The sequence below is a fragment of the Mycobacterium syngnathidarum genome (assembly GCF_001942625.1).
Classification (GTDB): domain Bacteria; phylum Actinomycetota; class Actinomycetes; order Mycobacteriales; family Mycobacteriaceae; genus Mycobacterium; species Mycobacterium syngnathidarum.
Map to the genome: position 1 here is coordinate 34,110 of NZ_MLCL01000068.1, position 13,018 is coordinate 47,127.

Sequence of the window (13,018 nt, forward strand, 5' to 3'; positions counted from 1 at the left end):
CAACTTACGGACCTAGAGGCTGTCGAGCGCCGCCTGTAGCCGCCGGCCGACCTCGGCGGCGATGTCGACCAACTTCGGCTCATCGGTGACCTCGGCCATCAGGTTCGGATTCATCGCCTCGACGACCACGGCATCATCCCCCGGAGCGGTGCGCAGCACCACATTGCACGGCAACAGCACACCGATCTGCCGGTAGGCACTGAGGGCCTGCTGGGCGAACTGGGGGTTGCAGGCACCGAGGATCAGATAGTCACCCAACCGATCACCGGCGTCGCCACCCAACTTGGCGTTCAGCGTCGCCCGGATGTCGATCTCCGTCAGAACACCGAATCCTTGCTGGGCCAGCGCGTCTCGAGTGCGGGCAACGGCCTCCTCGAACGGGCCCGTCGTCGTGGTCACCAAAGCGATTTCCATGTTGTGGCCTCTTTCGCCGCGTCGTCGCACGCCCGTCAAGGACACGTTTCTTCTGCCACGCTACCGCCCAGAGACCCCCTGGAAGTGGGAACCATCCGATTGGAATATATACCCCCAGGGGTATGTTGACTTGATTCGAACGAACTGATCCAAGGAGTACCCAATGACCATCCGCAACCTCGGCTACGCCGACTTCGAATCCACGATCCGCACCAACGACATCGTGCTCGTCGACTTCTGGGCTTCCTGGTGCGGCCCGTGCCGGGCTTTCGCTCCGACCTTCGAGCGGTCGGCCACCAACCATCCCGAGATTGTTCACGCCAAGGTCGACACCGAGCAGGAGAGTGAGCTTGCCGCCCTGATGGGCATCCGATCCATCCCCACCATCGCGGCCTTCCGCGAAGGAGTCCTGGTGTTCAGCCAACCAGGGGCGCTGCCACCGGTAGCACTGGAGAATCTCATCTCCCAGATCGCAGACCTCGACATGGACCAGGTCCGTGCGAAAATCGCGGCCCGCAAAGCCACGAGTTCCACCACCACGAGCTGAAAGCGCACGCCGATGTGTTATCCGGTGAAATGCCCGAGCTGCGGCAAGACCACCTGGGACGGCTGCGGTCAGCACGCCGCCGAAGTCATGCGGTCGGTACCGGCGACCCGGCGCTGCACCTGCACCAACACGCCGGCAGGTGACCGCGGCCCCGGCTGACGCCCTGGATGTAGGGAAGAATCGTGGCCGCGATGGCTGACGACGACTCCCCTGGCGCCAACCGGCGACCGCACATCCTGCGGCTCGTCGCGTTCGCGGCGTTCCTGTTCGGCCTGTTCTATCTGGTGGCCGTGGCCCGCGTCATCGATGTCGACAACATGCGGGCCCTGGTCGCCTCGGCCGGGCCGGCCGCTCCCCTGGCCTACATCGTGATGTCTGCTTGCCTCGGAGCGCTGTTCGTGCCCGGCCCGATCCTGGCCGCGGGCAGCGGTGTGTTGTTCGGTCCGGTACTGGGCACATTCGTGACCCTGGGCGCCACGGTCGGCACGGCGGTGGTGGCCAGCCTGATCGGCCGGCGCGCGGGCCGCGACAGCGCCCGGGCCTTACTCGGGGCACAACGCGCGGATCGGCTGGATCACCAGATCGAGCGGGGCGGCTTGTGGGCGGTGGTCGGGCAGCGTTTCGTTCCCGGCGTGTCCGACGCGCTCGCCTCCTACGCCTTCGGCGCATTCGGCGTGCCGTTGTGGCAGATGGCAGCTGGGGCGTTCATCGGTTCGGTGCCGCGCGCGTTCGTCTACACCGCACTCGGCGCGTCGATCGGTGATCTGTCGGCCCCGTTGGCCTACACCGCGATCGGGGTGTGGTGCATCACGGCAGTCATCGGGGCGTTCGCCGCCCATCGCGGCTACCGGTCTTGGCGCAGTCACCACTCCGGGGCCGATCAGGCCCCGGAGCAGACGCCGTAGCCGCTACTTGCCGAAGCCCGCGTTGCGCAGCGCCTCGGCCATCGAGCCCATCGGCTGATTCGATTCGCGACGACCGGAATTGTTGCCACGGTTCTGATTTCGCCCGCCACGACCCTGATTGCCGCCGTCTCGGCGGTTCTGGCCGCCCTGACCACCGCGCTCGGGCCGCTTGCCCTGCTCGCGCTGCGGGGTGTCGTTGAGCCGCAGGCTCAGTCCGATCCGCTGCCGGTCCACATCGACGTCGACCACCTTGACCTTGACCACCTGACCCGACTTCACCACCTCGTGCGGGTCGGAGATGAACCGGTCAGCCATGGCCGAGACGTGCACGAGGCCGTCCTGGTGCACACCCACGTCGACGAATGCACCGAACGCCGCCACGTTGGTCACCACCCCCTCGAGCACCATTCCGGGCTTGAGGTCGGCGACCTTCTCGACGCCGGCGGCGAAGGTGGCGGTGGAGAACGCCGGACGCGGGTCACGTCCGGGCTTTTCGAGCTCGGCCAGGATGTCGGTCACCGTCGGCACACCGAATCGTTCGTCGGCGAAATCGGCGGGCTTGAGCTTCCGCAGGGTGCGTTCGTCACCGATCAGTTCGGCCAGCGTCACCCCGGAGCGGTCCAGGATGCGCCGCACCACCGGGTAGGACTCGGGGTGCACGCCGGACGCGTCCAGCGGGTCCTCCCCGTCCCGGATCCGCAGGAACCCCGCGCACTGTTCGAATGCCTTGGGGCCCAGGCGCGGAACATCCAGCAGCGCCTTGCGGCTGCGGAACGCGCCGGCGCTCTCGCGGTACGCGACGATGGCCTCGGCCAGGGATTCGGTCACCCCCGATACCCGGGACAGCAGCGGCACCGAGGCCGTGTTGAGGTCCACGCCCACCGCGTTCACGGCGTCTTCGACCACGGCGTCGAGGCTGCGCGCCAGCGAGCCAGGCGTCACGTCGTGCTGGTACTGGCCGACACCGATCGACTTGGGATCGATCTTGACCAACTCGGCCAACGGATCCTGCAGGCGACGAGCGATCGAAACCGCACCGCGCAGCGTCACGTCGAGGTTCGGCATCTCCCGGGCCGCGTACTCGGAGGCCGAGTACACCGACGCACCGGCCTCGCTGACCATGGCCTTGGCCGGTGCCTTGGCCCCAGCCGCTCGGATGTCGGCGATCAGCTCACCGGCCAACGCGTCGGTCTCGCGTGAAGCGGTGCCGTTGCCGACGGCGATCAACTCGACGTTGTGCCGGGCGATCAGGGCCGCCAACGTGGCCTTGGCCTGGTCCCACTGCTTCTGCGGCTGGTGCGGGAAGATCGCGCACGTGTCGACGACCTTGCCGGTGGCGTCGACGACGGCGACCTTCACGCCGGTCCGGAAACCCGGGTCCAGCCCGAGGGTGGCGCGGGTGCCGGCCGGTGCGGCCAGCAGCAGGTCTTTGAGATTGCGGGCGAACACCGCAACGGCTTCTTCCTCGGCGCGCTGACGCAGCCGGACACGCGCGTCCACGGCAGCCGAGATCATCAGCTTGGCCCGCCAGGCCAACCGCACGGTGGTGGCCAACCACGCCGTGGCGGGCGCCTTGGCGGTCATGTCGATGCCCAGGGACTGGGCGATCATCGCCTGGTACTGCTCATCCTCGCCGCCGTCGAAGTTCACTGACAGCGCCTGCTCCTTCTCACCGCGCAACACCGCGAGCACCCGGTGCGACGGCATGTTCTCCAGCGGTTCGGAGAACTCGAAGTAATCGCGGAACTTCTGTGCGGCAGGGCTTTTCGCTGCCTCTTCGGACCACGGGCCGGTGCGTAGCGAGCCGTCGGCCCAGAATTTCTCACGGGTGGCGCCGACCAGCTCGGCATCCTCGGAAGCCCGCTCGATGATGATGTGGCGAGCGCCTTCCAGCGCCGCGGCGGCGTCGGCCACGTCGTCGTTGAGGAACTCACCGGCCACCTCGTCGGGCACCAGCGTCGGATCGGCCAACAGCCGCTCGGCCAGCGGCTCAAGGCCGGCTTCCTTGGCGATCTGGGCCTTGGTGCGCCGCTTGGGCTTGTACGGCAGGTAGATGTCTTCGACCCGGGCTTTGGTCTCGGCGGCCATCAAGGCAGCCCGCAACTCGTCGGTGAGCTTGCCCTGCTCCTCGATCGAGGCCAGCACGGCCTCACGGCGCTGGTCGAGCTCACGCAGGTAGCCCAGGCGCTCCTCCAGAGTGCGTAGCTGACCGTCGTCGAGGCCGCCGGTGACCTCCTTGCGGTACCGCGCGATGAACGGGACCGTCGCGCCCTCGTCCAAGAGTCCCACCGTGGCAACGACCTGTCCCTCGCCCACGGCGAGTTCCTCGGCCAGACGGGCGGTTACGGATTTGATGGTTCCGACGGTCACGCTCTGAGTCACGTCGGAGGACCCTACCGAATCACCGCGACAACTCCCGGTGCGGACGCGACGTGTGTCCGGCCACAAAAAAACGGCCCCGGATTTCTCCGAAGCCGTCGGTGGCGATGGTGGTCCCGGCTGGGTTCGAACCAGCGACCTTCCGCGTGTGAGGCGGACGCTCTCCCACTGAGCTACGAGACCGTGGGAACGACGTCGAACACTAGCACGCATTCCGGGGCGGACCCGAATCGGTATCCGCCGAATCGACTTGTTCGATTTGCCAAATATGCACGTTGATGCGGGCGTATGGTCACCCGTCATGGTTCACCTGCGGGCCCGCTGGCCGGCCGTCGGCGGTGCAGTTTTTGCTGCTAGTGCCCTATTTTCGGGATGCCACAGCGCCCCGACGCCGATGACAGATCGGCCGGTTGGTGTAACGCCGAACTTCCACAGTGTCGCCGGCGTGGTGAACCGGCAGGTCAGAGAGCCGACGGCGTTCACCTCGCCGTCGGGCAACGTGGGTTGCCACCTCGACGCGTCGATGGCGCGCTGCGATATCCGCGACCGTAGCTGGGCGCCGCCGCTGCGCCCCGCCAGTTGCGAGCTCGCGTACGGCCAGGGCATGACGCTGCGCCCGGGCCGGCCGGCGGAGTTCGTCTGCGCGGGCGACACCGCGTTGAGCACGGACACCGAACTGGGATACGGAGATTCGATCACGGCCGGGACCCTGCGATGCGAGAGCGCCGGCACCGGTATCACCTGCCGTGACACAAAGACCCGCCACGGGTTCGCCCTCTCACGGGAGGCTTACCACCTGTTCTGAAACACCGTTTTTGGCCGCGCTTTGCCCTCCCGTAATGGGGATTTGTGTCTGCGCACGTCGGTGGACTAATGTTCTGCATCGCGACGGGCGACGATCTCGCTCGTGGCGCGCGGATGTAGCGCAGTTGGTAGCGCATCACCTTGCCAAGGTGAGGGTCGCGGGTTCGAATCCCGTCATCCGCTCGAAGGTGCGATGTGTGGCATCAACCCCAGTGGTGGAGTGGCCGAGTGGTGAGGCAACGGCCTGCAAAGCCGTGCACACGGGTTCGATTCCCGTCTCCACCTCCAAGTAAGAGTTTCACCCCGCGCGATTAGCTCAGCGGGAGAGCGCTTCCCTGACACGGAAGAGGTCACTGGTTCAATCCCAGTATCGCGCACCACCATTACCGTAGGTCAGAGGTACTAGTTAGAACTTCTCACCAATTCGCATACAACATCCATGCAACAACGTTTCGAGTGACCCCTATATGTAGGGAGAACCGAACAATGCCTAATCACACTCAAAGGTTGTCGACCACCGCCGACACCCCCGTAAGAGTGTCCATGAACTCGGACAACCCCAAGGGTGTCGGCAGCGAACACCCTTGCCGCACCTGCAACCAACCAACTACCGCCGACCTCTGCGCGTTCTGCGCGGACTACTCACCGCCAGCGGGCGCTATCGAGGTAGCGGCCCCCGAAAACTGGGATGGCCTGATCTTCCGGTGGTTCGCCGCAGCCGTCCGCACAGTCCAGCCAGTGACAGACAACAGTCTCGGGTTTGGCGTGACGAGTCCGCTTGTAGAGGCCCGCATCGAGGGCATCCAAACACCAGACCGGCGCGTAAAGCGGTACCTATCCCTCGCAGTCAACGGGATCGACGCCGGGCACTACTCCCCTGGGGCTCTGAGTGAACTGGTCGCGGTGCTGCAGGGCGCCGAAGCTGAGATGCGAGCCGACGCCGTACAGGCCGATGTGCCGGTGTTCAGCCACGCAGGTGCCCCCATGACCTAATCCCCTACGAAACAAGAAGCCCCCGGCGCATCAATGCCTCTGATTGCCGGGGGCTTCGCCATATCGACCATCTAGCGTAGTAACGTCAAGATCAAGGGGGGGAACATGGCACACCTACACGTTGACACCGGTTCGCTGAGCGCAGCAGCGGCACAGGGCGATGCGGTTGCGGCCACGTTGGCATCGACTGGCGCGGCCGGTGAAGGTAGCGGGTCCCAGCCCAGCCACGCTGGGGTGTCGGCGATCGATGCGGCGCTGGCGTCGGCGCGCGACCGGCAAGCCGCGCGGGTCAGCAACCACTCGGAGTACATGAAGGTGGGCAGTGGGGTGTATCGCCGCACAGATGATGACGGGGCCGACGCCGTCGCGAGGACCGTGTGAGCCCCGCGTCCGACGGTGGCGCTGGGTTGACGCGCTCGCAGCTCGAAAACTGGGACATCACCCATCTGGAAGCCGCCGCGACACGTTGGCGCGCTTCCGCCGCCAAGTTTGAGGAACTGTTCTCCCGGCACCGCCAAAACATCAGTGGAACCGAGTGGGAGGGCACTGCCAAGGACGCCGCCCTGGACCGGGTCACCGCCGACACTGCGGTGGTCGACCGGCACGGCGAAGTGGTGCGGGCTGCGGCCGATCTCGCGGACAGCAGCGTCGCGGACCTGCGCGCCGCCGCGCAGAAGGCGCTCACCGCGATCGCTGAGGCCGAAGCCGATGGATTCCGGGTGAGTGAAGACCTCCGGGTGACCGATACTCGCCGATGGGACATCAACTCGGCCATCGACCGCAACCGCGCCCTGGCCGAGCACACCGAGAATATCCGGTGGAACGCTGAGCAACTGGTGGCAGCCGACACCTCGATCGGGGAACGCCTCACCGCGAAAGCCAGTGAGCTGGATGGGATCACGTTCGACGGGGCCGACAACGGCACGATCAAGGCCGCCAGCTTCGGTGACGGATTCAAGCAGGATGGCCCGTTGGGCGACCTACCTGGGGCCCCTGGCGATCCGTTCCCGTACCCCTGGGAGCCGCCGCCTCCCCCGGACTCCCGCCCTGGCGGTGGCCGGTGGGACATCGACTACGACCACCCCTACCAGGGTTCTGGCACCCCATCGGGCCAGCCCGAGGCCAAGGCATGGAGTAAGGAGTTTCCAACTCCCATCACTGGGCACCCATCCGGGCTCAAGGAGATTGCTTCGGGGGCACCTCCCGAGGGGTGGGGCGTCAAACCGGGTTGGATCGGCTCAGAGGGGTACCGATTTCGCGTCGTGGGCGAAGAATACAACGGCTCGCCTGCCCACACTCGGTGGATCGCACGCGACGGCACCTGGTACCCGGCAACATGGGTGGACTACCAGTACGAAGCCGAGCACATCATCCAATTCGCCCCACAGAACGACATGGCCGGCGTGCCCCCAATTCGACTTGGCCTGGGCGAATGGAATCCCACGGACATCACGGAGATCTACCAAGCACGGGCGGACAACCCGAGCCTGACGATGTATATCCCGAACCCATTCGGCGGCATGCACCAACTGTCTCCGAGCGACCCTGGCGCTTGGGGCAGATAGGGTCGTGTCCATGCTTAGAAGACGGTGGCCATGGGTGACTGTCGCCGCGCTCTGCGCCGTGATCGTGACGGTAGGTGCGCTGTGGATATCTCATCAATCTTCGACATCCGACTCAGCTAATTCAGCGGACTGCGAGACGGTAGGGGCACTTGCGTCCAAGTGGAACAAGCTCGCGACCGCCAGCTTGAGCGGAAACGCCAGGGCGGACGACTGGATAGCGCTGCGAAACGACGCGCGGGCTAGCGCGGGATCAGTGTCCACCCCAGAGATCAAAGGGCACCTTGACGAGTGGGCGAAGGGGTTCGACAACCTGGCCGACCTCCAGAACGACTTGGCTAACCCGCCTTCGGACAGCTCACGTTTTGAATTGCAAATGAAGGTGGCCGACGCAGGAACGCAAACGTATGGAACGGCCCAAGAGCTACGCGAAGAATGCCCTAACACATGGCCGTCAGAACATGTTGAGATACCCAACGACGAATGGTCGAGGTGACGGTCAACGTCCCGGTAACGGCAAAACCGCCCCCGGCCCAAGCCGGGGGCGGTTGAGCAAGAGGCCGGGGGGCTGCGTCTCCGTCACTCCGCCGATGCGGCAGTTTCCACAAGATCGTCTTCTGGATCGATCACTTCGAGACCCCGATCAGTGCGGCGTTCCAGCGTCGGCCGAGGTCGGCGCTGCGGTTCGTAGTCGGCCAGATCCTTCGCACCGACCTTGGCGCCGAGGCGATGTAGACCAGCCCAGGCACCACACCGGCCGGTAGCGCTGTAAGCCTCCCAAAGCCGACGGACATGCAACCCGGTCGGATCGACCACCAGGCCCAGCTCGAAATTTGCATCCCAGTTCACGCTGGGGGCCGAGCCGTCGGTGCCCGGCGGATGGCCCTGGCCCGAAAGCTGCGCGGCAACCGTCAGCGCGTCAATCAGCTTATTCAATTCACCGGAATAGTTTTTTGCATCACGCCACGCTGCCAATTGCTTCTGATCGAGCCCACCAATGACTTCCGAATCAGTTTCATCGACGTTGACCAGATCGGCGGTCTTCGCGAACTTACCCCACACATCATTGAACTTCTTTTGAACAGTGGGATACGGCGCGAATTGATGCAGAATATGAATTGACCGCTCGAATACCGCATCGTGAACCTTATGGACGATCGACGCGCTGGCATGCTCGGCCAAAGCATCCGCGCGAAGCTCATCAATGGGGCCTTCGCCGGCAATAATCGCCGCAATCAATTTGTCGGTCTGCGGCGTGCCCATCTGATCAAAGGCTGATTGGCGAGCCTTCAGCTACATCAGCAGGTCAGAATGCTTGTTGATGCAGTTCAGACGGTTACTCGACACGTTGGAATTGGTACAAGTTCAATCCCAGTATCGCGCACCACCATAGCCCCTGCCCAGGGGCTATTTTTTTGCCCATTCAGAGGCGTGACCCGCCTGCGCGCCCAACGTTGGCTTGGGTTCGACAACCCGCTGGTATCTCGCACAAGCCAACGTTCGCCCGTGGGTTCGGGGCCTATGCCGGTGGGGGTGGCACCGGGGCGGCGGGTGCCCCGGGCGGCGGCACGATCGGGGCGATCACCGGCGGCGCCAACGCAGGCACAGCGGGCGGCGGCGGCGCAGCAACCGGTGGGCCAGGTGGCAGTGGCAATGGCGGAGGCAGCTGCGGAGCGGGCGGCAGCGGGTCTGCGACCGCGACCGGGTCGGCGATCGGGCTGCCCGGTGGAACCTCATCGAGCCGGGTGGCGTGTACGGGCACGCTGATCACCGCGCCTTGTAGTCCGCACTCGTTGGACAGGATGGTGGTGGTTTGCGCGCCGGCCAGCCCACCATCGGGCTGCGGCGCCAACGCCAATGCCGTCTCCATGGTCTGCGCTTGCCCGAGATTCGGCGCTTCACAGGGCAGGGTGCCGGTTCCGGGATCACCTTGCCAAGAGTTGTCGATGAAGCGGAATACCGCTGTCATGCCGCCACCTTCGGCGTAAGCGATGGCGTGGTTGGTGCCGTCCATGCGCGTCGAGGTCGCAACACATCCCGAGGGATTGCAGGCCGACCGGAATGCCCACCAGAAGCTTGCGATCTGGTTTCCCGCCGCCGGCCACGGGTTGCCGTTGAGGCTGGCGTGCGGGTTGTCGTAGTCGAGGCGGTAGAGGCCGTCGAAGACCGGGTCGGCGGGCGGCAGCGCGATCGGCGCGTTCGCCACACTGGCAACGGCCGTGCTCGGCGATGAGCTCGGCTGCTCGCTGGCTGCGGCATCAGCCGACGGCCACAGCTGCCACGCCCCGACACCGACGGCGACGCCGACAGCGGCGATCGCCGCCACGGGCGCCCAGGCCGGCATCCCCGCCAACCGATACCCGGGCGCGTGTCGACCAGGTGCCGGCGGTGCCGGCGGCGCCAAAGTCAGTGCGGGCACCGGGGTTTCATCAGCCAGGGCATGCGCGAAGGCACCGCAGCTGGCGAATCGCTCAGCCGGGTTCTTGGCGAGGGCTTTGGCAAACACCGGATCGAGATCGGCCAATTCGGGCCGGGTGGCGGCCAACTCCGGCGGCTTCGAGTTGACGTGGCGGCTGACCACCACGGCGGGGTTGGCATGCGCGAACAGTTGTGTCCCGGTCAGCAGGTGGTACGCGGTGCAGGCCAAGGCGTACTGGTCGGCGCGGCCGTCGACATCCTCCCCCACCAGTTGTTCCGGTGCGGCATAGCCGGGGTTGTCGGCAGCCCCGACGTTGCGAGCGACACCGAGGCGAACCAGAACGGCACGCGGCCCGGTGGCACCGGTGGCATCACTGAGGATGATGTTGGCCGGGCTGACGTCGCGGTGCGGCAAACTGTGCTTGTGGGCGTAGTCGAGTGCCCCGGCAACCGCGATGACGATGCCGAAAACCTGTTCGCGCGGCAGGCCGTTGGGATATCGCTGATCGAGGAGACCGGCGAGATTCGCCCCGTCGACGAAGTCGGTCGAGATCCAGAGCTGACCGTTGTGCTCCCCGTGACCGCGGACCTTGGCGATGCTGGGATGCCACAACGTGGCGGCCAGATCTGCCTCGCGGTGAAACCTCTCCCGGTACTCGGGGTCGCCGGACCATTCGTCGGGTGGCACCGTCAGCGCCTCGGGGTCAGGACGTCTGGGATGCTGCGCGAGGTAGACCTCCCCGGCCCCGCCTGACCCCAGCAGTCGAACGATCCGGAAGACGGAGAACGTCTCATCGACGTTGAGCGGCATTCAGGAATCCTACGGACTGCCCTCCGGACTGTTTACGTTGCCCCACAAAGCAAATCAGAGCGAGGATTTGTGTCCGCACGCACCGGTCGGCTAATGTTCGCTTTCGCGACGGGCGATCTCGCTCGTGGCGCGCGGATGTAGCGCAGTTGGTAGCGCATCACCTTGCCAAGGTGAGGGTCGCGGGTTCGAATCCCGTCATCCGCTCAACGAGTGCGATCTGGCATCAATCCCAGTGGCGGAGTGGCCGAGTGATGAGGCAACGGGCTGCAAAGCCATGCACACGGTTGATCACTGGACCATCGCCAGGAATCCTCCTGGCAGCCGGTATCGACCGCCAGTCGGACGGCGCCGCGCGATGCACACATCAGGTCATTGTTCGCCTGGCTCGGCCACACCTATGCCACGACGGGCTCTGCACCGAACTCGACGACTGGACCACAACTGGGCTCCGACGCTCGACCTAGCCAGCGCCGCACCGTCGCCATCGTGAGCATCAACGCCCGGCTAGGTAGGCGCGCGACCGCGATGTTCTTCAGCGTCGATAGCCAAGCCGAAGCCGCGGACTGCTATTTGAAGGAATGGACGACCAAGCTCCCCGCGCGGATCGCCGCCATCGATTGACTACGTTGTCAGACCCCTCGTAGAAACTCATGCCCAAAGCCATCAACATCCGGGGGGCAGAGGGATGGTCACCATCTCACGGGAACTACGGACCAGCGCCGGCCGGTACTACCGGTGGCATCGCGAGATTCGGGAGAACTTCAAGCGCAGCAATCGCGGCGCGCGGTTGCACCGCATGCTCCCCATGATGATTGCCACGTTCTTAATCCTCGCCGCTTCGGTATGGCCGCTCAACTTGACGGCCAAGCTTGTCGCGCAGGCTATGTCACACGCGCCTGAGTTTCTCGGCGAACTTCTGGGCGCGGCGGCCTACTATCCCAATATCCTTGCTACCGGGTATGCCGCCGGGGTTATCGGGGTCCTGGTCGTGGGTGCCCGGATCAAGATGTTGCCTAACATCAGGGCGGCAACCGGTCCGAAGAAAGCAGTTCAATGGGTGCTGTTCTTGGCGACCATCCTATGGCTCACCACAACAGCATTCATGATGTGGGCACGCGGTATTTCACTGGGAGTGCAAATATTCTTGGGCTTCTTGTTGTGGATTCTGATCATCAGTTTCTGGGCCCTGCAGATTGCTGTCTGCCTGCACGTCCTGACGAACTGGTTCCTGTTCGTCAAAGTCGTATCACTGCGCTGGCCGTGGGTCGGCTGGGCGATCACCGCAGCGGCCTGGTGGTTTAGCCTCAACATTGCCCACCTGCTCGAGGAGGGCACTAAATGGCTGTATCCGCCGAATCTGCATTACGCCTTCGACGTCCTCGCGCCATTCGCGGTACCGGTAATTGCGTGGTACGTCAAAATCCCGACCACACTCGCGGCCGCCATTCCCTGGATCGCCGAGTTCAGGATGCTGGCCGGATTCCGGAAACACGGTGAAGCATACCGGGACAGCGAGTACTACCAGAGGTGGTGCAACCCGACCCTCGAAGAATTTCCTGGCGGCCGCGAGCAGATTCGGACGATATGGGCATCACTGCGCCGGGGCGAGCATGACGATATAAGTGTCATGGCGATGTGGCGCGAACTCTTTCGCGATGTCGTCCGATGACCATTCGGCGAGTTTGATCACCCTCAGCCCGCGGCTATGGCGTCCTGAATCCGGTCAGTCAGCGCGGGATCGCAACCACAGGTCGGCGGGCACGTCCGCCGAGAAGATCATGTCCAGCGTCACCTGCCAGAACGTCACGAACGGCAGCCACCCAGAGGCGATGCGCGACTGGATAGGTGGGCCCCGCCCTTCATCAGTTGGGTATCGAGACTGCGGTGGACCGTATGAGCACCGGGCGAATCACCAAAGCCGGACCAACAGGTTCGGATTTCGCAGCGGACGTTAGCCCGGATTTTTCACGGAATGTTGCGTGTGGGGTGTGTAGGTAAGCGAAAGTGCCTGTCCTGCAAGGGATAATTGGACTTCTCTAGGGTTCAATCGTCCTGACGGGAAGGCACTTCGCGGGTGAAGAATATCGCGGTCGTTGCACGGGTGAAAGTGTCTGCTGATGGCCATGGCGTCGTGTCGCATGCCGGGATGGGTATGTTGCGTGAACTTGCCGACCGGACCGGCCTA

The 13,018-nt window shown here is 64.8% G+C and carries 12 protein-coding genes, 5 tRNA genes and 1 pseudogene; 12 read left to right on the top strand and 6 right to left on the bottom strand.

Annotation, left to right across the window (positions count from 1 at the left end):
- Positions 1-12: 12 nt before the first annotated feature.
- On the bottom strand, positions 13-414 hold the full coding sequence (locus BKG60_RS18290) for a DUF302 domain-containing protein (protein ID WP_070947218.1): 402 nt from the start codon (positions 412-414) through the stop codon (positions 13-15).
- A gap of 163 nt (positions 415-577) precedes the next feature.
- Between BKG60_RS18290 and BKG60_RS18295 the strand changes: the two genes are divergently transcribed.
- Together BKG60_RS18295 and BKG60_RS18300 are read left to right on the top strand one after the other, a co-directional pair.
- The gene (locus BKG60_RS18295) at positions 578-961 is read left to right on the top strand and encodes a thioredoxin family protein (RefSeq protein WP_070947219.1); all 384 of its coding nucleotides are present in this window, start codon (positions 578-580) and stop codon (positions 959-961) included.
- 191 nt (positions 962-1,152) lie between these two features.
- Positions 1,153-1,866, top strand: a complete 714-nt coding sequence (locus BKG60_RS18300) for a TVP38/TMEM64 family protein (RefSeq protein WP_070947220.1) — start codon at positions 1,153-1,155, stop codon at positions 1,864-1,866.
- 3 nt (positions 1,867-1,869) lie between these two features.
- Here the strand turns inward: BKG60_RS18300 and BKG60_RS18305 are convergent, their stop codons facing one another.
- Together BKG60_RS18305 and BKG60_RS18310 are read right to left on the bottom strand one after the other, a co-directional pair.
- Complete coding sequence (locus tag BKG60_RS18305; protein WP_070947221.1) at positions 1,870-4,248, bottom strand: Tex family protein; 2,379 nt, start codon at positions 4,246-4,248, stop codon at positions 1,870-1,872.
- A 105-nt stretch (positions 4,249-4,353) separates the two neighbouring features.
- Positions 4,354-4,428, bottom strand: a tRNA-Val gene (locus BKG60_RS18310).
- A gap of 262 nt (positions 4,429-4,690) precedes the next feature.
- Here BKG60_RS18310 and BKG60_RS18315 point away from each other — a divergent pair.
- From BKG60_RS18315 to BKG60_RS32195, 7 genes are all read left to right on the top strand, one after another.
- Positions 4,691-5,050 carry a DUF6636 domain-containing protein gene (locus tag BKG60_RS18315; RefSeq protein ID WP_070186077.1) on the top strand — a complete coding sequence of 120 codons (360 nt, stop codon included), beginning with the start codon at positions 4,691-4,693 and terminating at the stop codon, positions 5,048-5,050.
- Between the two features lie 109 nt (positions 5,051-5,159).
- Positions 5,160-5,232 (top strand) — tRNA-Gly (locus tag BKG60_RS18320).
- A gap of 31 nt (positions 5,233-5,263) precedes the next feature.
- Positions 5,264-5,337, top strand: a tRNA-Cys gene (locus BKG60_RS18325).
- 17 nt (positions 5,338-5,354) lie between these two features.
- Positions 5,355-5,429 (top strand) — tRNA-Val (locus BKG60_RS18330).
- A 358-nt stretch (positions 5,430-5,787) separates the two neighbouring features.
- Positions 5,788-6,042: a hypothetical protein gene (locus BKG60_RS31735; protein WP_131823458.1), complete on the top strand. Its 255-nt coding sequence runs from the start codon at positions 5,788-5,790 to the stop codon at positions 6,040-6,042.
- Between the two features lie 105 nt (positions 6,043-6,147).
- On the top strand, positions 6,148-6,423 hold the full coding sequence (locus tag BKG60_RS31740; RefSeq protein ID WP_070947223.1) for a hypothetical protein: 276 nt from the start codon (positions 6,148-6,150) through the stop codon (positions 6,421-6,423).
- On the top strand, positions 6,420-7,607 hold the full coding sequence (locus BKG60_RS32195; protein WP_070947224.1) for a hypothetical protein: 1,188 nt from the start codon (positions 6,420-6,422) through the stop codon (positions 7,605-7,607). Before BKG60_RS31740 ends, BKG60_RS32195 begins: the two co-directional genes overlap by 4 nt.
- 576 nt (positions 7,608-8,183) lie before the next feature.
- Here BKG60_RS32195 and BKG60_RS18350 read toward each other — a convergent pair.
- Positions 8,184-8,867, bottom strand: a complete 684-nt coding sequence (locus tag BKG60_RS18350; protein WP_070947225.1) for a hypothetical protein — start codon at positions 8,865-8,867, stop codon at positions 8,184-8,186.
- Positions 8,868-9,123: 256 nt separating this feature from the next.
- Positions 9,124-10,833: a serine/threonine-protein kinase gene (locus BKG60_RS32005; protein WP_070947226.1), complete on the bottom strand. Its 1,710-nt coding sequence runs from the start codon at positions 10,831-10,833 to the stop codon at positions 9,124-9,126.
- A gap of 131 nt (positions 10,834-10,964) precedes the next feature.
- Here BKG60_RS32005 and BKG60_RS18360 point away from each other — a divergent pair.
- The 3 genes from BKG60_RS18360 (at position 10,965) to BKG60_RS18365 (ending at position 12,502) form a co-directional block, all read left to right on the top strand.
- Positions 10,965-11,037, top strand: a tRNA-Gly gene (locus BKG60_RS18360).
- 282 nt (positions 11,038-11,319) lie between these two features.
- Positions 11,320-11,454 (top strand): hypothetical protein, encoded by a 135-nt coding sequence (locus BKG60_RS32710; protein WP_255742145.1) that lies wholly within the window; start codon positions 11,320-11,322, stop codon positions 11,452-11,454.
- A 64-nt stretch (positions 11,455-11,518) separates the two neighbouring features.
- Entirely contained in the window at positions 11,519-12,502 is a 984-nt protein-coding gene (locus BKG60_RS18365; protein WP_070947227.1) for a hypothetical protein, read from the top strand.
- Between the two features lie 84 nt (positions 12,503-12,586).
- Here BKG60_RS18365 and BKG60_RS32845 read toward each other — a convergent pair.
- Positions 12,587-12,652: pseudogene (locus BKG60_RS32845) on the bottom strand (alpha/beta-hydrolase family protein); the annotation flags it as partial.
- Positions 12,653-13,018 lie beyond the last annotated feature (366 nt).

What these genes read in the sequence shown, in the direction of transcription:
- BKG60_RS32005 (WP_070947226.1), bottom strand. Translation starts at nt 10,833, where the DNA reads ATGCCGCTCAACGTCGATGAGACGTTCTCCGTCTTCCGGATCGTTCGA.
- BKG60_RS18350 (WP_070947225.1), bottom strand. Translation starts at nt 8,867, where the DNA reads ATGGGCACGCCGCAGACCGACAAATTGATTGCGGCGATTATTGCCGGC.
- BKG60_RS18290 (WP_070947218.1), bottom strand. Translation starts at nt 414, where the DNA reads ATGGAAATCGCTTTGGTGACCACGACGACGGGCCCGTTCGAGGAGGCC.
- BKG60_RS31740 (WP_070947223.1), top strand. Translation starts at nt 6,148, where the DNA reads ATGGCACACCTACACGTTGACACCGGTTCGCTGAGCGCAGCAGCGGCA.
- BKG60_RS18365 (WP_070947227.1), top strand. Translation starts at nt 11,519, where the DNA reads ATGGTCACCATCTCACGGGAACTACGGACCAGCGCCGGCCGGTACTAC.
- BKG60_RS18300 (WP_070947220.1), top strand. Translation starts at nt 1,153, where the DNA reads ATGGCTGACGACGACTCCCCTGGCGCCAACCGGCGACCGCACATCCTG.
- BKG60_RS18295 (WP_070947219.1), top strand. Translation starts at nt 578, where the DNA reads ATGACCATCCGCAACCTCGGCTACGCCGACTTCGAATCCACGATCCGC.